The 23,305-nt window shown below is 31.3% G+C and carries 20 protein-coding genes and 1 other RNA gene; 20 read left to right on the top strand and 1 reads right to left on the bottom strand.

The features are described from left to right. Window positions 1-310 precede the first annotated feature (310 nt). The 8 genes from J2Z44_RS16625 to J2Z44_RS16590 all read left to right on the top strand — a co-directional run bounded on the left by J2Z44_RS16625 (window position 311) and on the right by J2Z44_RS16590 (window position 9,807). A complete protein-coding gene (locus tag J2Z44_RS16625; RefSeq protein ID WP_021283177.1) occupies window positions 311-709 on the top strand; it encodes a cytidine deaminase in 399 nt (132 codons plus the stop codon). Between the two features lie 9 nt (window positions 710-718). After that, window positions 719-1,600, top strand: coding sequence for a GTPase Era (era, locus tag J2Z44_RS16620; protein WP_021283178.1), 882 nt, complete (start codon window positions 719-721; stop codon window positions 1,598-1,600). Between the two features lie 26 nt (window positions 1,601-1,626). Then, window positions 1,627-2,391 carry a DNA repair protein RecO gene (recO, locus tag J2Z44_RS16615; RefSeq protein WP_021283179.1) on the top strand — a complete coding sequence of 255 codons (765 nt, stop codon included), beginning with the start codon at window positions 1,627-1,629 and terminating at the stop codon, window positions 2,389-2,391. A 12-nt stretch (window positions 2,392-2,403) separates the two neighbouring features. After that, window positions 2,404-3,030: a DUF4342 domain-containing protein gene (locus J2Z44_RS16610; RefSeq protein ID WP_021283180.1), complete on the top strand. Its 627-nt coding sequence runs from the start codon at window positions 2,404-2,406 to the stop codon at window positions 3,028-3,030. Window positions 3,031-3,732: 702 nt separating this feature from the next. Next, the gene (ccpN, locus tag J2Z44_RS16605) at window positions 3,733-4,365 is read left to right on the top strand and encodes a transcriptional regulator CcpN (RefSeq protein ID WP_209649830.1); all 633 of its coding nucleotides are present in this window, start codon (window positions 3,733-3,735) and stop codon (window positions 4,363-4,365) included. A gap of 239 nt (window positions 4,366-4,604) precedes the next feature. Continuing rightward, window positions 4,605-7,241, top strand: coding sequence for a pyruvate, phosphate dikinase (gene ppdK / locus J2Z44_RS16600; RefSeq protein WP_021283182.1), 2,637 nt, complete (start codon window positions 4,605-4,607; stop codon window positions 7,239-7,241). A 369-nt stretch (window positions 7,242-7,610) separates the two neighbouring features. Continuing rightward, window positions 7,611-8,165: an NfeD family membrane protein gene (locus J2Z44_RS16595; RefSeq protein ID WP_152513247.1), complete on the top strand. Its 555-nt coding sequence runs from the start codon at window positions 7,611-7,613 to the stop codon at window positions 8,163-8,165. Window positions 8,166-8,190: 25 nt separating this feature from the next. Continuing rightward, a complete protein-coding gene (locus tag J2Z44_RS16590; RefSeq protein ID WP_021283184.1) occupies window positions 8,191-9,807 on the top strand; it encodes a flotillin family protein in 1,617 nt (538 codons plus the stop codon). Between the two features lie 31 nt (window positions 9,808-9,838). On the opposite strand, the gene J2Z44_RS16585 is transcribed toward J2Z44_RS16590, so the two are convergent. Continuing rightward, the gene (locus J2Z44_RS16585; protein ID WP_021283185.1) at window positions 9,839-10,903 is read right to left on the bottom strand and encodes a CotS family spore coat protein; all 1,065 of its coding nucleotides are present in this window, start codon (window positions 10,901-10,903) and stop codon (window positions 9,839-9,841) included. Between the two features lie 693 nt (window positions 10,904-11,596). Here J2Z44_RS16585 and J2Z44_RS16580 point away from each other — a divergent pair. The 12 genes from J2Z44_RS16580 to J2Z44_RS21885 all read left to right on the top strand — a co-directional run bounded on the left by J2Z44_RS16580 (window position 11,597) and on the right by J2Z44_RS21885 (window position 23,216). After that, window positions 11,597-12,613, top strand: a complete 1,017-nt coding sequence (locus tag J2Z44_RS16580; RefSeq protein WP_209649828.1) for a deoxyguanosinetriphosphate triphosphohydrolase — start codon at window positions 11,597-11,599, stop codon at window positions 12,611-12,613. A gap of 198 nt (window positions 12,614-12,811) precedes the next feature. Beyond that, window positions 12,812-14,581, top strand: a complete 1,770-nt coding sequence (dnaG, locus tag J2Z44_RS16575) for a DNA primase (protein WP_209649826.1) — start codon at window positions 12,812-12,814, stop codon at window positions 14,579-14,581. 20 nt (window positions 14,582-14,601) lie between these two features. Next, a complete protein-coding gene (gene rpoD, locus J2Z44_RS16570) occupies window positions 14,602-15,654 on the top strand; it encodes an RNA polymerase sigma factor RpoD (RefSeq protein WP_021283190.1) in 1,053 nt (350 codons plus the stop codon). 446 nt (window positions 15,655-16,100) lie between these two features. After that, window positions 16,101-16,991, top strand: a complete 891-nt coding sequence (locus tag J2Z44_RS16565; RefSeq protein ID WP_021283191.1) for a PH domain-containing protein — start codon at window positions 16,101-16,103, stop codon at window positions 16,989-16,991. Window positions 16,992-17,053: 62 nt separating this feature from the next. Next, window positions 17,054-17,743, top strand: a complete 690-nt coding sequence (locus tag J2Z44_RS16560; RefSeq protein WP_021283192.1) for a tRNA (adenine(22)-N(1))-methyltransferase — start codon at window positions 17,054-17,056, stop codon at window positions 17,741-17,743. Further along, window positions 17,734-18,543, top strand: a complete 810-nt coding sequence (locus J2Z44_RS16555; protein ID WP_021283193.1) for a Nif3-like dinuclear metal center hexameric protein — start codon at window positions 17,734-17,736, stop codon at window positions 18,541-18,543. Before J2Z44_RS16560 ends, J2Z44_RS16555 begins: the two co-directional genes overlap by 10 nt. A 385-nt stretch (window positions 18,544-18,928) precedes the next feature. Further along, window positions 18,929-19,342, top strand: coding sequence for a GtrA family protein (locus J2Z44_RS16550; protein WP_021283194.1), 414 nt, complete (start codon window positions 18,929-18,931; stop codon window positions 19,340-19,342). 21 nt (window positions 19,343-19,363) lie between these two features. Further along, complete coding sequence (locus J2Z44_RS16545; RefSeq protein ID WP_021283195.1) at window positions 19,364-20,305, top strand: glycosyltransferase family 2 protein; 942 nt, start codon at window positions 19,364-19,366, stop codon at window positions 20,303-20,305. A 24-nt stretch (window positions 20,306-20,329) separates the two neighbouring features. Continuing rightward, entirely contained in the window at window positions 20,330-21,820 is a 1,491-nt protein-coding gene (locus J2Z44_RS16540; protein ID WP_021283196.1) for a glycosyltransferase family 39 protein, read from the top strand. A 293-nt stretch (window positions 21,821-22,113) separates the two neighbouring features. After that, window positions 22,114-22,470: RNase P RNA component class A (rnpB, locus tag J2Z44_RS16535), an RNA gene on the top strand. A 378-nt stretch (window positions 22,471-22,848) separates the two neighbouring features. Further along, a complete protein-coding gene (locus tag J2Z44_RS16530; RefSeq protein WP_021283197.1) occupies window positions 22,849-23,025 on the top strand; it encodes an H-type small acid-soluble spore protein in 177 nt (58 codons plus the stop codon). Window positions 23,026-23,093: 68 nt separating this feature from the next. Beyond that, on the top strand, window positions 23,094-23,216 hold the full coding sequence (locus J2Z44_RS21885) for a hypothetical protein (RefSeq protein WP_021283198.1): 123 nt from the start codon (window positions 23,094-23,096) through the stop codon (window positions 23,214-23,216). Window positions 23,217-23,305 lie beyond the last annotated feature (89 nt).

Genomic DNA, 23,305 nt, shown 5'->3' with positions numbered 1-23,305 from the left:
TCCCATAATAATAACTCCTTTGATAAGTCTTAGAGTTATTATTGGGAAGATTAAGCTTGTTAATACTTTAAATTTCGGAGTGGTAAATCTATATAAATTAATAAATTAGATAAGGTTTTATTTGCATTAGAATTTCAAGGGTATCAATATGTTGATGAAGATAAATTTTATATATAAGTTGAAATATTACTTCTACATTATAAGATATTTTAAAGCAACTTATTATTAAAAGAATACAAAGTAGAATTTCATATATTTATAAAGTATCGTTACTGAATTTTATATAACATGAATTTTTGGAGGGATTATAGTGGAGGATAAAAAATTAGTTAAATTAGCAATAGAGGCAAGAGAAAAAGCTTATGTTCCATATTCAAAGTTTCCAGTAGGAGCTGCTGTTGAAACGGAAGATGGTACAGTATTCACAGGTTGTAACATAGAAAACGCATCCTTTGGGGCTACGAACTGTGGTGAGAGAACAGCAATATTTAAAGCAGTATCTGAAGGTCATAGAGTAATTAAAAGAATAGCAGTAGTAGGAGATATGTCTACTTTCACTGCACCTTGTGGGATATGCAGACAAGTAATTGCAGAATTTGCAAGTAAGGATATAGAAATAATATTAGTTAAAAATGAAGAAGAATATGTAAAGAAAACTTTAGAAGAAATACTTCCAGGAGCCTTTACTAAAGAAGACTTACAGAAATAAGGAGGAATTATGTTCAAATCAGGATTCGTAACAATTATCGGAAGACCAAATGTAGGAAAATCAACCTTAATGAATAATATTATGGGGGAGAAACTTTCTATAGTTTCAAGTAGACCACAAACCACTAGAAATAACATTCAAACCATTCATACCACTAAGGAACATCAAATTGTGTTTGTGGACACTCCAGGAATGCATAAGCCTAGACATAAGCTAGGTGAGTACATGGTTAAGGTAGCAAAAGACTCAATAAATGAAGTAGATGTTGTACTATTTTTAACCACCCCTGAAGAGGAAGTAAATGCAGGAGATATGCATATTCTCCAGCAGTTAAAAGAATGTAACGTACCTGTATTTTTACTAGTTAATAAGATAGATGAAAACCCAGAAAATAGAATTGCAAAAACCTTAACTAACTATGCTGATGTCTTTGAATTTAAAGAAATAGTACCACTATCAGCAATGAATGGTAAAAATGTAGATAAGATTATTGAACTTATAGAAGCGCATCTTCCAGAGGGACCAATGTACTACCCAGAAGATATGATTACTGATCAGCAGGAAAGATTTATTGTCACTGAAACCATTAGAGAAAAAGCACTAAGATTACTTTCTCAAGAAGTACCTCATGGTATTGCTGTGGAAATAATTCATATGAAAAAGGATGAAAAGGGTAGATATAACATAGAAGCCAACCTATTGTGTGAAAAGGATTCTCATAAGGGGATAATAATAGGTAAGAACGGAGCAATGATGAAGAAAATTTCTACCTATGCTCGTCAAGATTTAGAGAAGTTTTTAAACTCTCCTGTGACTTTAAAGCTTTGGGTTAAGGTTAAAAAGGATTGGAGAGATAGTCAGTTTATGCTTAAGGAATTAGGGTATAAATAAGCCCAAACCGCGTAGGGGTTGATTCATTGAATACTATAAAAACAAGAGCAGTAGTTATTAAAACCCAGGATTATAAAGAACATGACAGATTAGTGTGGCTTTTTAGTGAGGATTTAGGAAAGATTTCTACCATTGCAAAGGGGGCTAAGAAAAGTAAAAATAAGAGCTTTTCTACAACACTGCCCTTTTGCTTTGGAGAATATGTAATATATAAAGGCAGAGGTCTTTATAATTTAAATGAAGGAAAAATTGTAGAATCTTTTCAAGATATTTTAAATGATTATGAAACTTTGATATATGGTTCCTATTTTAATGAACTTATAGACATAGCTTGTGGAGAAGAAAACTACTTAGGTCTTTTTAAAGACTTAGTGAGCTCCTTTTATTTGATGAAAACAAAGGCAGTGGACTTAGAATTATTAGCCAGAGCTTTTGAATTAAAGCTATTAAAGGCTACAGGCTATGGACTTCAGCTAGAAAACTGTGCTCTTTGTGACAAAAAAATTAGTTTTTCTAACTTCATATCTTTTCAATTTTATGGAGCTGTTTGTGAGGAATGTAATAAAGTTCACGGAACACAAATAACAAAGAGTACATATAATGTGTTAAAGTTTTTAAATTCTGTGGAATTAGAGAAAATATCTAGATTGTCTGTGGATGAAACAACTAAAAAAGAACTGTATAAAATAATTACAAATTTCATATTCTTAAATTATACAAGAAGACCTAAAAGTTTGTCCATGCTAGATTATTTTAATCTAATACCAGAAGTCAGTGTAGATAAAGAATAGAGGAGGGTTATTATGAGTGAAATTACTTTAGAGAAAATAGACATAATAAGAGAAAGAGCTAACTTAAGTTACAGCGATGCTAAAGAACTACTTGAAAAGTGCAATGGAGATGTGGTGGATGCTTTAATTTACCATGAGAAAATGAAAGAGACAGATAAGGATGAAAAATCTTTCATGAATGATGTTTCAATGACAGTAGATGAATTTATAGCTTGGCTTAAGGATGTTGTTAAAAAAGGAAATGTTACCAGAATAAAGGTTAAAAAGGATGAAAAAACTCTTGTAGACATTCCAGTTAATGCAGGCCTTGCCATTGGTCTTGTAGCACTACTGCAGCCAATACTTCTTATGGTAGGAGCAGCTGCGGCTATCATAACTAAACTTCAAATTGAGATAACAAAAGAAGATGGTTCAGTAGAAGTAGTAAATAAGATTATAAAATCTGTATTCACTGAAACAAAGGAAAAAGCTAATGATATGGCACAGGATATCAAAGACAAGTTTAACAATAAAACTGATAATCATAGCAACTGCAATACAGACAGCAAGGAAAATGAAGTTAACACCTTCACTTACACTGTAAAGTTTGAGGAAGAGGAAAAGAAAGAAGAACCTAAAGAAGAACCTAAAGAAGAGTAGCAACTTAATGGTTTAGTATTAGTATTAGAGCTGAACAGTAAAATCAATATTTATTATTTAGTATAGGACTTTGGAGTGGGAGTGCTTTCTCTACCAAAAGGTATTAGGTGAAGCAAGTTAGACTTAATATGTAAGTTAAATCTCCATTTTGGTTCTTTATATTACGGAAGCCATGGATAGTAGGGCATATAGTTGTCTACTTATTCATGGCTTTAGTATTTACTTGTGATAATATCTACAATGAAGTAATTTCTTAGTGGTATATTCATTATTTTCTAAGTATAACGTTTGAAGGTGCTTGGTTAATAGACTTATTTTAAAGAAGGTTTAGCCTACAAATTTCATTTATAATTTTGGGTTCAACGTAGTTATTACAAACTCATATTTTAAACTAAAATTGCAAAAAACATACCTAAAATCATAAAAAAACCTTTCATTTTTATGAAAATGTTTTCATAAATTAAGTTTTTATTATGGAAAATGTATAAATTCCATAATATTTAACAAAAATAACAGATAGTTAGTTTATTTTTCAATAAAAATCTCATTATTTTATGGTTAATTTAAGAAAAACATTGAAAAATTGTATTACTTGTTATAATATCATGGTATAATAAAAACTATGGAAATTATGTCAACTTATCTATTTAAATATAACTTATGTAAATCTGCTTTAGTTCATATTGAAAGGCGGCGAAATATATTAAACTCTCAGCAAGACAACAAGAAATAATTAAATTAGTTAAAGAAAATCAACCCATAACCAGCGAAGCTTTAGCTGCAAAATTGGGTTTAACACGTTCCGCCCTAAGACCAGATCTTGCAATATTAACAATGAGTGGATACCTAGAAGCAAGACCAAAGGTTGGATACATATTTGGGAAAAAACCATCAGAGGAAATCAGTAAAAATTGCTTTATAAAGATAAAGGTAAAAGATGTAATGTCTAAACCAACTGTGGTTTCTGAAGATGCTACAGTCTATGAATCAATTCTAAATCTTTTCTTAAACGATGCAGGAACTTTGTTCGTCACTAACAATGACAACTTAGTGGGAGCAGTTTCAAGGAAAGATTTCATTAAGATGGTTATGGGAACAATTGATATACACAGGGTTCCAGTTGGCATAATCATGACAAGAATGCCTAATATAGTTTATGTATACGAAGAAGATTCAATTTTAGATGCAGCAAAGAAGATAATAGAGCGACAAGTTGACAGTTTGCCAGTAGTACAGAAAACTGTAGAAGGAAATAAAGAAGTTCTTAAAATAGTAGGTAAAGTTTCTAAAACTACTATTACGCAATTATTTGTAAAAATGGGTGAAGATGAGTAGAAGTTTTATTAAGGCATCTTCAAAAAATAAATAAGTCAATCTGCTCGTCTATTTTGTGCTATACTGCGTCAACAGAACCCTTAGATAGCCACACTATCTGCGGAACCTGTTTCCTTGTCTGCACAAGCAAGCTTGTGAACACAAAATATACTTCACATCTTGGACTTGTTATTTATTTTCAGATGCCTAAAGCTTTCTATTTATTAAACTATAGATATTAAATTGAAGGGGTGTATACCATGGAAAACAAAAAGTACGTTTACCTTTTTAGCGAAGGGGACGCTTCTATGAAAAATCTTCTTGGTGGGAAGGGTGCAAACCTTGCTGATATGACAAGCATAGGAATTCCAGTTCCACAGGGATTCACAGTAACTACAGAAGCTTGTAACAAATATTATGATGATAACAGAACAATAGCTCCAGAAATCGTTGAGCAAATTCATGCTAAAATGGCTGAATTAGAAAACATTTCAGGAAAGAAATTTGGAAGTTTAGAAAATCCATTACTTGTATCAGTTAGATCTGGAGCAAGAGCTTCAATGCCTGGTATGATGGATACAATATTAAACCTTGGATTAAATGATGATACAGTAGAAGTTATGGCAAACAAAACTAACAACCCAAGATTTGCTTATGACTCTTACAGAAGATTTATTCAAATGTTTGCTGACGTTGTTATGGAAGTTGAGAAAAAACATTTTGAAGAGATCATGGATGAAATGAAAGAAGCTAAAGGTGTTAAACTTGACACAGAATTAGATGCTAACGATTTAAAAGAGTTAGTTAAAAAATTCAAAGCTTTCTACAAAAATGCTAAGGGAGAAGAATTCCCAAGCGATCCAAAAGAGCAATTAATAGCTTCTATCACTGCTGTATTCAGATCTTGGAACAACCCAAGAGCTATAGTTTACAGAAGAATGAACGATATTCCAGGAAGCTGGGGAACAGCTGTTAACGTTCAAGAGATGGTATTCGGAAACAAAGGAGAAACTTCTGGTACAGGAGTTGCTTTCTCAAGAAACCCATCAACTGGAGAAAAGAAAATATTTGCTGAGTACTTAATGAATGCTCAAGGTGAGGACGTTGTTGCTGGTATCAGAACTCCACAACCAATAGAGCAATTAGAAAAAGAAAATGCAGAAGTTTACAAACAATTCATGGATATAGTAAATACATTAGAAAAACACTATAGAGACATGCAAGACATGGAGTTCACTATAGAAGAAGGAAAGTTATACTTCCTACAAACTAGAAATGGTAAGAGAACTGCTCAAGCTGCTCTTAAAATAGCTGTTGATTTAGTTGAAGAAGGAATGTTAACTAAAGAAGAAGCAATTCTTAAAGTTGAGCCAAAGCAATTAGATACATTATTACATCCAAACTTTGATGCTACAGACATGAAAAATGCTGCAGTAATAGCTAAAGGTCTTCCAGCATCTCCAGGAGCTGCTTGTGGTAAAGTTTACTTTACAGCTGAAGAGTCAAAAGCTGCTCATGAAAAAGGAGAAAAAGTTGTTTTAGTAAGACTTGAAACTTCACCAGAAGACATCGAGGGAATGATTGCATCTGAAGGTATATTAACAGTTAGAGGTGGAATGACTTCTCACGCAGCTGTTGTTGCTAGAGGAATGGGAACTTGCTGTGTAGCTGGTTGTGGAGATATTAAAGTTAACGAAGAAGCTAAAACTTTTGAAGTTGGCGGAGTTGTTTACCATGAGGGAGATTACATATCTATCGATGGAAGCACAGGAAACGTATATGCAGGACAAATTAAAACAGTTGAGCCAGAAATAAGCGGATACTTCGGAACATTTATGGCATGGGCTGATGAAATAAGAAGCTTAAAAGTTAGAACAAATGCTGATACTCCAAGAGATACAGCTCAAGCTGTTAAATACGGAGCTGAAGGTATAGGTCTTTGCAGAACTGAGCACATGTTCTTTGAAGCTGACAGAATCATGGCAATCAGACAAATGATCGTTGCTAAAGATGAGGCTTCAAGAAGAACTGCTTTAGAAAAATTATTACCAATGCAAAGACAAGACTTCATAGGAATTTATGAAGAGTTAGTTGATAGACCAGCTACAATCAGATTCTTAGATCCACCACTACATGAGTTCTTACCACATGTAGATGAGGAAATTAAAGAATTAGCTGTAGAATTAGGAATAACTTTCGAAGAGCTAAAAGCTACAGTTGAATCATTACATGAGTTCAACCCAATGATGGGACATAGAGGATGTAGATTAGCAGTTTCTTATCCAGAAATCGCTGAAATGCAAACAAGAGCAGTTATAGAAGCTGCTATAGATGTTAAAACAAGAAAAGGTTATGACATCGTTCCAGAAATAATGATTCCACTTGTTGGAGAAGTTAAAGAGCTTAAGTATGTTAAAGATATAGTAACAAGAACTGCTGATGCTATAATAGCTGAAAGAGGAATAGAGCTTAAGTACATGGTTGGTACAATGATAGAAATCCCAAGAGCTGCATTAACAGCTGATGAGATTGCTAAAGAAGCAGAATTCTTCTCATTTGGTACTAACGACTTAACTCAAATGACTTTCGGATTCTCAAGAGATGATGCTGGTAACTTCTTAAAGCATTACTATGACAAAGGAATCTACGAGTCAGATCCATTCCAAAGATTAGACCAAACAGGTGTAGGTAAACTTGTTGAAATGTCTGTAAAACTTGGAAAACAAACTAGAGAAGATATAAAACTTGGAATATGCGGAGAGCACGGTGGAGACCCATCATCAGTTGAGTTCTGCCATAACATAGGATTAAACTATGTATCATGCTCACCATTCAGAGTTCCAGTTGCAAGACTTGCTGCTGCTCAAGCAGAAGTTAAAAACCCAAGAAAAAAATAAATAATAAATAGATAGTTATGATTTAAATCTTATTCTTAAGAGTTTAAGGCATAGCACTATAAAGAATATAAGGTATTGATCTTAATTTCCTTCATGGATTTTAAGTTCAGTACCTTATTTTTATTACAAATTATAGGTTATAGCTGAATTCCAAAAGAAAGAAGAAATTACAGATAACTAACTTTACATACAATAATTGGGATGTTATACTATAATAAACCTTTGAAGAGGTAATATTATGTACATAAAAATAGAACAATGTCATATCAGGTGTCTGTGAATAAACAAAATATAAGCATGTTTGTTTAATTTTATTATGGATTAAATAAATTAGGTAAATTGTATAGAGGGTAGGGATATATAGTGACCATGGATTTGTTAAAAAAGGTGTTAGATATATGTTTGCTCATAGGTTTTATAATTCCTTTATTAGATATCTTGTTAGGAAGTTTGGATTTTATTCCAGATATAGACTTTGATGGACTTATTCCATTTAATGTAATGTGCTTTTCCTTTGCACTAATAGTATTTAGTTCTTCTGGATTATTTTTTATAAGATTTATGAGTAATACTATACTCCTTATATTACTACTAGGAATATCTTTGATTGCTTCTATAGCAGCATATGTACTTGTATACAAATTTGTTGTGCGTAAATTGAAATCCAATGATCCCTTGGCATTAAAGCCTAGAGATTTAATGGGAATCACTGGTATTGTAGTTTTAAGAATAACACCTAATAGTGAGGGAGTTATATCATTAAAAGATAGTACTGGGGCCACAATAACTTATAGAGCTACCCTAAGTCCTTATGCAGGTATTGAAGGTGAATACGTGATAAACCAAGGACAAGAGGTAATAATATCAGATTTTGATAGAGAGAAAAAAATTTGTTATGTTATACTACCGAAAGGTAAGATATAAAATTTAAGTAAATAGGGGGATAACAATGGGAGATGCTATTTTTAATTCAATATTTGGACCTATAGGGCTCATTATACTAGGATTAATACTAGTTCTTATTGCAATATTGAGTACCTGGAAAAAAGTGCCTTCAGATAAGGCAGCAGTAATTGTAGGACTAGGAAAACCTAAGGTAGTAACTGGTGGTGGAACAATTGTAATACCAGTGATACAGAGAATAGACACAATTACTTTAGAAAATATTATGTTTCCTGTGGAGATAAGACAAACAAAGACAGCTTTAGGAGTTACCATTAATGCTGAGGGTGTAGTAGTTATAAAGGTAAAGAATGATGAGGGCAGCATATTAGCAGCAGTACAACAGTTTAATAGTACTAAAGAAGCTGAAACAGTTAATACTATAAGAACACAAGCTTCTGAAGTATGCAAAGGTAAACTTCGTGAAATTGTATCATCAATGAGCGTAGAGGATATTTACAATGATAGAGAAAGCTTTGCAGCTAAAGTTCAACAAGTAGCAGGAACTGAGCTTGGTGACATGGGATTAGAACTAAAATCCTTTACTATAAATGACATTACAGATGATGAGGGTTATATAGAGGCATTAGGTAAAGAGCAAATAGCTAAAGTAAAATCAGCAGCATCAATAGCTGAAGCTGAGGCAGACAAGGAAAGAGAAATAAGAACAGCTGAAGCAGCTAAAGAAAAGCAAATAAGAACAGCTGAAGCCCGTAAAATAGGTAAGCAGGCAGAACTAGAGGCTGAGACTCAAGTGGCTGAAGCAGAAAAAAATAAACAATTAAAAATTTTAGCCTACAAGAAAGAGCAAGAGGCTTTGAGAGCTGTATCAGATGCAGCTTATCAAATTCAATCTAACATAACATCCAAGGAAACCAAGGGTACTGAAATGGATGCAAAGCTTCTTGAGAAGCAACGTGATAAAGAAATAGCTGAAGCTGAAGTTCAAATAGAGATTGTATCTGAGCAAAGAAGAATAGAACTGGCAGAAAAGAAGGCACAAAGGAAAGAAGCAGAATTAATGGAAACAGTTCTAAAACCTGCTGAAGCAGAAAGAAAAAGAAGAGAATTAGAATCAGAAGCTAATAAGTTTGAACAGCTAAAGAGAGCTGAAGCAGAAGCAGAGAAATTGAAATTAGAGGGAGAGGCACAAGCTAAGATTATCGAGTCAAGAGGACTTGCAGAAGCAAAAATTATAGAAACTAGAGGACTTGCAGAGGCTGATGCTATAAGAGCTAAAGGTTTAGCAGAAGCAGAAGCTCTTGAAAAGAAAGCTGAGGCCCTTGCTAAAATGGATGAATCAGGTAAGTTACAAATGGTTATTGAGAAGTTGCCAGAGATTGCAAAGGCTGTTGCAGAGCCATTATCAAAGATTGGAAACATTACTATTATAGGTGGTTCCGGAGAAGGTTCAGATGGTGTATCTAATGTAACAGGTTATACTGTTGGAGCACTAAAAGCTGTTACTGAAGCAGTTAAAGAAACTATAGGTTTTGATTTAACTGATGTTATGAAGTCAAGTACAATTCAAGCTAAAACTGGCAAGGATATTAAAATTGATATTCAAGGACTACCTAAAGACAGTAGTGGGCTATTAGAAAAAAATAATAATGACATAAAATAATTAATAAAGAGCTGGCTAATAAAGCCAGCTCTTATAGTTTTACACCAAATTTAAACTCAATATACTCTGTGAATTTACGAGCAAAAGTGAGTTGATCTTCATGTTGAACAACTACTTTTTCAATCAAGGATATAAAAGCTTTTTTATTACATTTAGAAATATTAGCATAATAATCTCTAGATATCTTCCAGTACTTTTGAGGAAAAGCTAAGTAAGAGAGAATATATTTATAGTCATCAATAGTTAAAGTGTTATATTTTTCGTATTGATTTAAAAAGTTTATAGTTAATTCTACATTCCATTTTGTGCCATCTCTTCTTAAAAGCCTTCTTAAACAATAGGAAATATCCAGAGCACAATAATCATACTTGCACTTATCAAAATCTATTACCCAAATATCATTATTATCTACAATAATATTTTTACTTACATAATCATTATGACAGAGAGATTTTGAAAGGTTATCAGTGTTTATTGTACTAGAAATGTTATTAGATAAACTTGCTAATAAAAGGCTAGTTTCCACATTATCTAAATATATTCTTGAAAACCTATCATTGTATTTAAAGGCTAGATTAGAATAAGTCATTAAATTATCATAATGTTTATTTAGTGAATTATGAAGATTAGAACAACCTAGCTTTTCAGCACTGCCTAAGATAGGTTTAAAATTTTGGGATACTTTATGAATTTTACCAAGGTTACCGCTAGTTAAAAGTACATGTTTTACAGAATCAAAATCACATTTGTCCCCATCAATCCAAGGTGTTAGTATAAATAGCATATTTTCATAATTAACATATCTTCCATGACTTAAAGTAGATAGGATTCTAGGAACCTTTATGTCATATCTATATAACCACTCTACTGCAGAATAAACAAATAAAAGCTCCTCTAAAGGAAAGTAAACTTTCTTAAGACAGTACTCTTTATCCTTATAAGTAACTCTATATACGGCTCTTTGCTTATCAGTATCTTTTAACTTAACCTGAGATACCTTAGCATTATGTAACCCATAATAAGGAAGTACGTATTTTTTTACATTTTTTTCAGATAATAGTTCTATATTGTTTTTACTTTCAGCAATGCCAGCCATAACAACACCCCTTAAAAATATTTGCAGTAAAACATATAAATAAATACATGTAAGTGTGGAGTTTAGAATTTGAATTACAATCCATGTTCATATATAGATAAACAAGTTCAAAACCTTATACATCTTTAAATATGACAATTCTTTAATATTAATAGAAACTTAGAGAATTACATTAATTGAGCTTGCATATCTCTTTTGGAGAAACCACTTCTTAACAAACATAAATTAAATATTGAAGAGATTTCTCCGTAGAGTTCCATGATGAAAGCTAACATATTCATATCCATAAACTCTTAAGGGAACCAGGGTAGGAATCATGCACAAGTTAAGCTTTAATCTGGTTACCTATAAACAGATTATTTATAATACAAGTATATTATTGAAGAGGTAACAAATATTACACATTAAAAGGAGAATATATAGTAATATTTATATATAAGTTGCATATTATTTCTGGATTACACAAACTTCCACAGGTAACTTATAGCTCCCATGATGTGAATTTATTTTATTAATGATGAATTTTATTCGCCATTAACAAAATTCATATAAAAAGTAATTAAGGTAACCAAAGCAGTTTTTATATATTAGCTGAGTGTTAATTTTCATTCCTTATATGTTAAAAATGTACTCACTTAGGTATGAAGATTTATATTGGGTTATCGATATATATAGTTATATGGAGGGATTGTTTTGAGAATTAGAGAAAGAATAGAAAATGTAGAAAAAAGTACATTAATACCTGAGGCTGCTTACTCCTTTAATACAAGAGGAAGAAAAAAAGAAGAAAATAAAGATGATATAAGAACCTGCTACATGGTAGATAGAGACAGAATAATACACTGCAAATCCTTTAGAAGACTTAAATTAAAAACTCAAGTTTATATTAAAACTTGGAATGACCATTACAGAACAAGACTTACCCATACCTTAGAGGTAGCTCAAATTGCAAGAACTATAGGAAGAGGTATAGGTCTTAATGAAGATTTGATTGAAGCCATTGCCCTAGGCCATGATATAGGTCATGTAGCCTTTGCACATAATGGAGAAGAAGTATTGAATGAACTGCTACCACAAGGCTTTAAGCATAATCAACATAGTGTTAGAGTGCTAACTCGCATAGAAAAAAATGGAGCAGGATTAAACTTAACTGAGGAAGTTTTAGATGGAATTTTATATCACAGTGGATTCTCCAGTACTTCTAAAAAAGCCTATACCCTTGAAGGGCAGATAGTAAAATACAGTGATAAAATTGCCTATGTAAATCATGATATTGATGATTCTATAAGAGCAGGACTTCTAACAGAAAGTCAAATTCCAGCAGAGTACATAAATACTCTAGGAAAAGGTCATGGAGATAGAATAGATACCTTAGTGAAGGATTGTATATACAATACCCTAGAAAATATTAAAAGTGGGAACAGCATAGTATCCTTATCTTCAGATATAGAAACTTCCTTAAGTGGTCTTAGAAGTTTTATGTTTAAAAATGTATATAACGGGGATATTCTAAAAGTGGAAAGAGATAAGGCGAAATTTGTCCTAACTCATGTTTATAAATATTTTTATAATCATCCAGAAAAGCTTCCTGAATTTTATAAAGAAATTGCAAAGGAAGAAGGATTAAATCAAGGTGTTGCAGATTATATTGCGGGAATGAGTGATGAATTTTGCTTAAGTTTGTTTGATGATATATATTTGCCACGATAAATAAATGAATTTATAGACATGAATTTATTTATAATTTATTAAAAGTTTATTTTCATGAAGGAAAAATCAACTTTGCACAGAATATAATAATAGCAATTATTACAAAAAAATAAAAAAAAGTTCAAACAAAAGAAGGAATATAAGAGTTTTTGTCGAAAATGATTAGGTATGGACTTTATAGGCAGGTGAAATCTTTAAGTGTTTTCAGAAGAAGTCATACAAAAGGTTAAAGAACAAAATGACATAGTAGATGTAATTTCAGATTCAATAAGATTAAAGCATACAGGACGAAATTACATTGGTGTGTGCCCTTTTCATCATGAAAAAACACCCTCTTTTACTGTATCGAAAGAAAAACAAATATATAAGTGTTTTGGGTGCGGAGAAGCTGGAAATGTAATAACTTTTGTTATGAAGACAAAAAATCTAAACTTTCCGGAAGCTGTAAAGGTACTTGCTGAAAGAATAGGAATAGACATAGAAGAGAATAAAGAAAAAAAAGTAGAACGTGCTAAATATGATAAGATGTATAACATCAATGTAGAAGCAGCAAGATACTTTTATAATAATTTAAGAAGAGATGAAAAGGCATATTCATACTTTAAAAATAGAGGGATAAATGATTCAACCCTAAAAAAGTTTGGTATTGGCTTTGCTCTTGATGGATGGCATAACTTAAGAAACCATCTAAAAGCTAAAGGTGTTAAAGAAGAAGAGCTGCTTAATCTAGGTCTTATAATAAAAAGTCCTAAAGGATCCTTATATGATAGATTCAGAAATAGGGTTATTTTCCCGGTATTTGACTATAGTGGCAAGGTTATTGGTTTTGGAGGTAGAGTTTTAGATGACTCAAAACCTAAATATTTAAATTCACCAGAAACCCCATTATTTAAAAAAGGAATACACCTTTATGGATTAAATTTTGCGATTAAAAGCAATATGGATAGGACTGTAATTATAGTAGAAGGCTATATGGATTGTATATCTCTTCATCAGTATGGAATAACAAATGTAGTTGCAACATTAGGAACAGCACTAACTGAATACCAAGCAAAACTTTTAAAAAGATATGTAGATAAGGTTATAATATCTTTTGATGCAGATTTAGCAGGTCAAAATGCAACCTTAAGAGGTCTTGAGATTTTAAAAAAGGAAAATTTTGATATAAAAGTGTTGCAGGTCCCTCAAGGAAAAGACCCAGATGAATATATTAAAGCAAATGGAAAAGAAGCCTTTTTAAAGCTGGTAAACAATGCACTTCCTCTCACAGATTATAGACTAAAAAAAGCTGAAGATGGAATAAATTTCTCAAATAAAGAAATGATAATAAAGTATGTAAATAGTGTAGCAAACATACTTTCCTCACTTCAACCTATTGAGAGAGAAGTATATGTAAAGCAAGTCTCACAAAGCACTGGCTTAAGTGAAGAATCAATTTTAGAGACCGTAAGAGAAATAAACAAAAAAACTTCAAAAAATGAAGAAAAACCTAATATTAATGCAGATTTTGGGCAAAAATTATATTTAGAGCCCGCTTATGTAAAAGGTGAAAGAACTATTTTAAAGCTTATGTATAAAGATAATGAAATTCTAAGAACTATTATTAGTTTAATAGATAGAGATGATTTTATTGTAGAGAGCCATAAAATTATTTATGACTTGATATTAAAATATCATGACTTGCCTGATGGTGAAAGAAATTCAAAAATCGATACAAAATGTGCAGAAGATGTTGAATGCACAAAAGAATGGATAAATATACAGGAACTCCAAGTTAAATTAGGCGAATACGATGTGGAGAAAATGATTCATGATTGTATCAGAGAAATGAAAAAATTTAAATTAGAGGAGTCGAAGAAAGAGATTATGAATAAAATTAGGATATGTGAATCCCAAGGATTAGTAGAAGAATCTCTAGGATTAGCACAACAGCTTGTAAATATACAAAAGGAAATTAGTAACATATAACCTGGAAAGGAGGTAATGTGATGAAAGATAAGAATGCAAAGGTAAGCATAGTAAAAAACTTAATTGAAAAGGGAAAGAAAAAAGGTTCTCTAACTTATAAGGAAATAATGGATGAACTAGAAGATGTGGATTTAAGTCCGGAACAAATAGAGAAGATATATGAAGTTCTAGAATCCATGGATATTGACGTTGTTGGAGACGTACAAGAAGAAGAAGAAATTGATATTTCCATTCCAGAAGGTATAGCCATAGATGACCCTGTAAGAATGTACTTGAAGGAAATAGGAAAAGTACCTCTACTTTCTTCAGATGAGGAAATGGACCTTGCACAAAAAATTGAAGAAGGAGATGCTTATGCTAAGAAGAAATTAGCAGAAGCTAACCTAAGACTTGTTGTAAGCATAGCTAAAAGATATGTTGGAAGAGGTATGTTATTCCTTGATTTAATTCAAGAGGGAAATTTAGGCCTTATAAAAGCTGTTGAAAAATTCGACTATAGAAAAGGATTTAAATTTAGTACTTATGCTACATGGTGGATAAGACAGGCGATAACAAGAGCTATTGCTGACCAAGCAAGAACAATAAGAATACCAGTACACATGGTAGAAACAATTAATAAATTAATTAGAGTTTCAAGACAATTACTTCAAGAACTTGGTCGTGAGCCATTGCCAGAAGAAATCGCAAAACATATGGATATGTCAGTAGATAAAGTTCGTGAAATAATGAAAATTGCTCAAGAACCAGTGTCATTGGAAACTCCAATAGGTGAAGAAGAAGATAGCCATTTAGGAGATTTTATCCCAGATGATGATGCACCAGCTCCAGCTGAGGCTGCAGCCTTTACCATGTTAAAAGAACAATTAATTAGTCAATTACGCACATTAACTCCAAGGGAAGAAAAAGTATTAAGACTTAGATTTGGTCTTGATGACGGAAGAGCTAGAACTCTTGAAGAAGTAGGTAAAGAGTTTAATGTAACAAGGGAAAGAATAAGACAAATCGAAGCTAAAGCTTTAAGAAAGCTAAGACACCCAAGTAGAAGTAAAAAACTAAAAGACTACTTAGATTAATAGATTTAACATGTATTATGTACCTTGAAAAGGTATTTACAATAGGTATTAATTTAATATGAAGAAAACCATGCATAATAGAGATGCTCTACTTATGCATGGTTTTTATTATTTAATCTTTTATCACTGCATAGAAATTCATTTTTGTTACTTTAAGCCTTAAAAGTCTTAAAGTAACAAAAATAATACAGAAACTGATAGTTGAGTTTGAGTCCTAAATATAGGAATTTAAAGCTAAACTTAACTTATATATGAATTTACTTTATTCATCTAAAGTTTTTCAAGGTGAATAAAATAAGGTTATATCCTAGGAAGTTATAAATAAAAGTTTCACTACTTTTACAATAGTAAAATTTCATAAAAGTTTATATTATAAAACTAAATAAGAAATTAATAATTTACCCTTTCACACTTTTATGCTATAATTTCCATAAGGTGGTGAAAACATGAAAGTATTTAAAGGGATAAAAAGCTATGAAATAGTAAATACAGTTTTTACTATGATACTCTATAATATTTTAGGGTTATTTTTAATGAATACTACGGGTTCTTATACAGTGTTAAATTTGCTTAGAGCACTAATGATTGCATTGAATATATTTTACTTATATCACATCTTCTTATGGATTACAGTGAAATATACAATTACTGAAGATGAGTTACAAATAACAGGTATAGGAAACTTAAAGAAGGTTAACATACCACTATCAGATATAAAAGGCTACACCATATTATCAGGAAAAATTAAAGGAATTAAACTTTCAGGGGTTGCTTCTAATAGGTTTGCTCTTGGACGAAGTGTAGTTAAAACTTTAGGAACAACAAGAATGTTTGTTACTAACAATTCATCTGTAATATACTTAAGAACAGAGGATATAAACTATGCTATATCCCCAATTGAACCAGAAGCCTTTGAAGCGCTTTTAAATAAAAATAACATTTTTAAAATACAATGGGAAGTAAAGTTTAATAAGCCTAACAAATTATATAAAGATAAAAAATTTAGAAATATTTTATTTATGGCCAGTACAATAATAATAGGTATGACTTTAAATCCATTAATACTTTATTTAAATCATAAATTGCCTAATATAATGCCAATAACCTTTGATGCTACTTTTAAACCTGTTAGGATGGGGACGGATAAGCAATTTGTTTCCGTACAAATGACCTATGGGGCATTAAATGCAGCCATATTGTTTTGTATGTATTATGCAGCTTATTTTTGCGCAAAATATGATAGAAAGACAGCCTACAGATATTTATACGCAGCGCTTTTGATATCTTTTATATTTTTAATTTTACAGATAAAAATTATTACAAGCACAATTTTTTAACATAGTAACTGCCCTAATTTCAATAATTAGGGCTAGTTTTAATTTAAAGGAGTACATAAGATATGGTTTTAAGCGAAAGATTAAAAGCTATAAGTAGTTTAATAGAAAATGTGAAAAGTATAGTTGATGTGGGGACAGACCATGGATATATTCCCATATACCTAGTTGAAAATAACCTAATAGACTTTGCAGTAGCAAGTGATATAAATAAAGGCCCGGTGGAAAAGGCAAAGAAAAATATTCAAGATTATAACCTAGGAAATAAAATTCAGACTAGGTTAGGAGGTGGGTTAACCACTGTTAAGCCAGGTGAGGTTGAAGCTGCTGTCATTGCAGGAATGGGTGGAAATTTAATTAGAGATATTTTAGAGGATAGCAAGAAGGTGTTCAAAGGACTAAAATATGTTGTTGTTCAGCCAGTACAAAACCCGGAAGTACTAAGAGCGCATATTTATAGCAGTGGATATACTATCATTGATGAAATCATTGTAAAAGATGAAGATAAATACTACGAAATTATGAAGATAAAATATGATAATAATAAAAGGGAAATAGACCCTATATATTATGAAGTAAGTGAAATACTTCTTCAAAAAAAGGATACAGTATTTAAGGAATATCTTCAGTTTAAACTAAATAAATATACTAGAGTTTATGATAATCTTACTGAAGAAACAGACCTTGCAAAAAAACGTAAAGAAGAATTAGAAACATTAATAAAGAAGCTAAAGGAGTTTTTACAGTGTTTTTAAAAGTTGAAGATGTAATAAAAGTTATGGAGACCATGGCACCACCAAGCCTTGCTGTTGGCTATGATAATGTTGGATTAATGGTAGGGGACAGAAATGCAGAGGTAAATAAAATATTAGTAGCATTAGATGTAACCTTTGAGATAATAGAAGAAGCAATAGAAAAAGGTTGCAATCTTATTGTAACTCACCATCCGCTACTATTTTTAAAACCTAAAACTATTACTACTGATACTTTGCTTGGAAGAAAAATTATTAAACTTATTGAAAATAAAATTAGTGTATATTCCAGCCATACCAACTTAGATGCAGTTAATGAAGGCTTAAACCACATAGCAACAGAACTTCTTGGCTATGAAAACTTTAGAGTTTTAGAGGTGAATAAAACCTTTGACAATAACAACAACGGGGTTGGGAGAATAGTTAAGGCTAACTCTCCAATAAGTCTTTTAGAATTATGTAATAAAGTTAAAGAAAAATACAATGCCCCTTTTGTTAGATTTGTAGGAAACCCTAATAAAGAAATAAATACTATTGCCATTGTTAATGGCAGTGGTGAAGATTATTTCGACCTTGTAAGAAAAAGTGGTTGTGACTGCATCATTACTGGTGATACTAGATACCATCACGTTAGTGATATGAGAGAAGAGGATATAGCAATTATAGATGCAGGGCATTTTGTTACTGAATGGCCACCTATGAAGGTAGTAGGTAAAAAACTAAACAACATTTTAAAAGATATGGGTCATAATCATAGGGTGATAATTTCAACTAATTCCTTTGATCCCTATAACTTAGTATAAAAGAGTATAAATAGCCTAGCAATAAGCACCAAGAGTCTGTGAAAGTCTAATTTTAGATATGCTAAAAGTAATATCTAAGGATAATCATGGACTTTTATCTATGCCTATGAATAACAACCTTTAAGATTAAAGTGGTTTTCCTAAAGCATTAGAAGTGTCTAGCTCCTTGGGAACAATGAAGCTGATGAATAAGGCTATCATGAGGAGTTTTATTTTAGTAATATCAAAAGGCCATAAGGTGACTAAGAGTAGTTAAGTGAATATGATAAATGTTGATTTTGGTTCCCTATAGGCATGATTGTTTATTTTTTATTAATTTGTAACTTGTAAATAAGTGGGATATAATAAAATCTATAATTGTAAAATTATAGTAAAGGGTGAAATTATGAAGGAAAAATTGGTGAAACTACTTAATAAGTATAAAGAGGTAGTTTTATATTGTATTTTTGGCGGATTAACTACAGTAATTAATATTATTACTTATTTCTTGCTATCAAGAGTTTTAAGTATAAATTATTTAGTAAGTAATATTATTGCTTGGATTTTATCTGTGTTATTTGCCTATGTTACAAATAAGATTTTTGTGTTTCAAAGCAAAAATATAGAGCTAAGGTATTTAGTTAATGAAATCGTAGCTTTTATAGGATGCAGGCTTTTTTCAGGTATTTTAGACATTGGTATCATGTACGTTTTTGTTGATATTTTAAGCTTTAATGATTTCATTATTAAAATTCTAGCAAATATAGTTGTGATAGCATTAAACTATATTTTTAGTAAACTAATGATTTTTAAAAACTAACTTTAATTGGAGGAAAGCAATGTGGATACATTATATCTTGTAGTACCTTGTTACAATGAAGAAGAAGTGTTAATGGAAACTTCTAAAAGATTAATTGTAAAGGTATCTGACTTAATAAAAAAAGAAACAATTTCAGAAAAAAGTAAAATAGTTTTTGTAGATGATGGCTCTAAAGATAAAACATGGCAGATAATAGAGTCACTACATAAGGAAAATGGATTGATTTCTGGAATAAAACTATCAAGAAATAGAGGACACCAAAATGCCTTACTCGCAGGACTAATGACTGCTAAAGAACATGCAGATATGGTTATTTCTTTAGATGCGGATTTACAAGACGATATTGATGCCATTGATAAATTTATTGAAGAATATTATAAAGGTAATGATGTGGTTTATGGAGTAAGATCCTCTAGGGAAACAGACACCTTCTTTAAAAGGAATACTGCACTGGGATTCTATAAATTCATGACCGCTTTAGGAGTTGATATAGTTAATAACCATGCTGACTATAGATTAATGAGTAAACGTGCCCTTGAGGGGTTAGCTAGCTATAGAGAAATAAATCTGTTCTTAAGAGGCATAGTTCCTTTAATAGGATACAAGTCTTCGGTGGTTACCTATGAAAGAGCCGAAAGATTTGCTGGGGAATCAAAGTACCCATTAAAGAAGATGCTGGCTTTTGCTTTTGATGGAATTACATCCTTTAGCATAAAACCAATACGTTTAATTACTTCTCTAGGCTTCACAATTTTCGTGTTAAGTTTATTCACATTAGCCTATTCACTCATAGCAAAATTTACTGGGAATACCGTTAGTGGGTGGACATCTATAGTAAGTTCAATATGGTTGTTGGGGGGAATACAACTTTTAGCCTTAGGAATAATAGGAGAATATATAGGGAAAATTTACACGGAAGTAAAAGATAGACCTAGGTATATAATTGATAAATTTATAAACTAAGTGTCTCATAATAGGAGTTATACAATGATAAAAACATTTTTTTATAAAGTTATAAATATAGTCTTTTTTACAATATTTTCATGGATTTTTATAAATGTTCTTTTAAACAACAATGGTAATTCAGGATTTTTTCAGTTTAATCCAGCGATTATTATAGGCTTTGTTGGAATATTTATAGGCATGCTAATTTATATAAATAAGGTGCTTGAAAATCGGTGTTGTAATATAACCAAGAAAAGAAAAACCATAATAGTCTTTACTTTAATGGCAGTAGTAATGATAATACAATTAATCTTGGGGTACTACTTAAGAGTTACCCCTACTTGGGACTTTGGCTTTGTACATAGAAATGCAGTTTCTTTAGTTACTGGTAACGGTGTAGCCAATATGGATTATTTTCTAGAATTTCGAAATAATACAGGAGTATTCTTATTTCTTTCAGTAATTTATAAAGCAGCTTACATGTTAGGGATAGAAAGATTTGTAGCTGTGGGTATAATTTTAAACGTGATAATGATAGATATAGCAATAATACTTATGTTTTATATATGTGATAGAATCTTTGGAACAGCAAAAGCATTCCTAGCACTACTAGTAGCAATATTAACTACGCCTTTTTATACTTATGCACCAATATATTATACAGACACACTGTCTATGGTATTTCCAGTTTTAATACTGTACTTATTTATTTTAAGTAAGGAAATCACTGAAAGGTGGAAAAAATATATTCTTTATGCAGTAATAGGAGTTATTGGTGCTGGTGGTGGACAAATAAAGCTAACGGTAATATTCATGCTCATTGCTATTACCTTGCAACTGTTTTTAGAAGAAAAAATTAAGGAGTATTTACCTAAGATTATAATAATGGTTGTGACGTTTTTTATAGCCACTCAAATTTTTTATGTCATGGTTGATTCTCATAAAATGTTTGATTTTAAAGTATCAGAAAAAAGTCCAATTCCATACACTCATTGGGTAATGATGGGTATGAAGGGCCATGGAGGTTGGGACTATGATGATTATTTATTAACCTATAGCTATTCAACTAGAGAAGAAAGAACCAAGGCGAATTTGGAGGAGATAAAAAATAGGCTGGATAATTATGGCCGAGGTGGCTACTTCAAGTTTCTAACAATTAAGGCTTCCTGGACTTGGGGAGATGGCACTTACTACTCTCCAAGCAAGTTAAAAAGGCAGCCAATAAATAATGGGATATATCAAGAAATCTTTTTGCAAAAGGGTAAGTATTTTAAATACTATGCTTATTTCTCTCAAGTTGTTCATATAGCAATATTATTTTTAATTTTAGTTTCTGCATTCTGCAATATTATAATTAAGAATTGTAGTTATACTAATATACTTAGAATAGTAGTGTTTGGGCTTATGGCATTCTTACTAATGTGGGAAACAAGATCAAGATATATTGTGAACTATATTCCTATATTTATTCTAATTGCTGTAGAGGGAGTTCAATTAATTCAGAGATTTTTAAAGCAAGAAAGATTATCATAACTTTTCTTAGTGAAGTTCAATGTATTTTATCCAAGTTACTATAGGCTAGTAGCTTAGAAGTAATCAAATACAATTAATATAATCTAAAGACCTTCATGAAGAAAATTTGTTTTATTCATTTAAAAAAAACTTAAGGGAACCAAAGTAGGTTTCAGGTATAAGTTAAGTCTTGAATTTAGTTTCCTATGAAAAGAAGATTTTTAGTTGAATTTTAACTGGAAATCTAGGTTAAGTCAATAATAACATAAAATACTATTTGCATTTTTAATTTATATGTGATAATATTGTTTTTGCGAGTAAGCCAGACAATCGCTGCTGAAGGAAACTTCAGGAGAGGAAAGTCCGAGCTCCATAGGGCAGGGTGCTGGGTAACTCCCAGTGGAGGCGACTCTAAGGAAAGTGCAACAGAGAGATACCGCCAAAGGCATGATTTATCATGTACTGGTAAGGGTGGAAAGGCGAGGTAAGAGCTCACCAGCGCAATGGCGACTTTGCGGCTATGTAAACCCCATCTGGAGCAAGATCAATAGGGAGACATATAGGGGCTGCCCGTCCCGTCTCCGGGTGTATCGCTTGAGCCCACTTGGTAACAATGGGCCTAGATAGATGATTGTCTAACACAGAACTCGGCTTACAGACTTACTCGTTCCATTGAAAACACTAGGTTTTAGAACCTGGTGTTTTTTATTTTGCCAATTTTTCTCACAGTCTAGTATGGTTTTTCTATCCCTCCAACACTATATGTTGATTAATTTTGAGAGTTTATCGGTAGCTTTTTTACATTTCGTTATAATGTGAGAGTACACAGATAGATGGAGGTAAACCTTACTATATTTTAATTATAAATAATTGCTTAATATTAAAAATAGAAAATTTCCATTAAAGTATGCAAAATCTACAAAATGAAATTGTTTATTATTTAATAAGGAAATGAATTAAAAAGCGCCTAAAGTTTAACTTTTAAAGCAAACTTTTAAAAGGATAAAACCCAAGTGAATAATAGATAATAATAAACAAGGAGGTGCATTATGAAACTAGAAAGAGCTAAAGAAATATATGATTCTTATGGAGTGATAAATGTAAAGTACAATTCCAAGCCAGTATGGATTGAGCATATTGAAACTGATGAGAATAGAGCTCAAGTAAAAGTTTTAACAACTGATGAAATCATTGAAGTTCACATAACAGATTTAAAAGAAGAGTAAGGTTAATTTATAATGCATCTATATAATAAATAATAAAATTATAAATATAATTTTAGGAGGTAATCATTATGGCAAAAGGAAAAAAAGGTAATGCAAATAGTGGCCAAGTAAATGGTGGAACTAAAATAACTCCAAATGCAGAACACCAAGAAAAGAAAAATCATAGTAAATCTAGAGTTAATACAAACTAAATGTAAGTGCGTTCAATATAAAATTAAATGCTAATAATTTATTTATAAGTAATAGTGTAAATTTAAAAAATGGTAAGAAGAGAGGGGAA

It is taken from the genome of Clostridium punense, from assembly GCF_017874425.1.
Taxonomy (GTDB): Bacteria; Bacillota; Clostridia; order Clostridiales; family Clostridiaceae; genus Clostridium_J; species Clostridium_J punense.
Note: the sequence above shows the minus strand (reverse complement) of the source record. Positions and strands in the feature narration are given on the sequence as shown.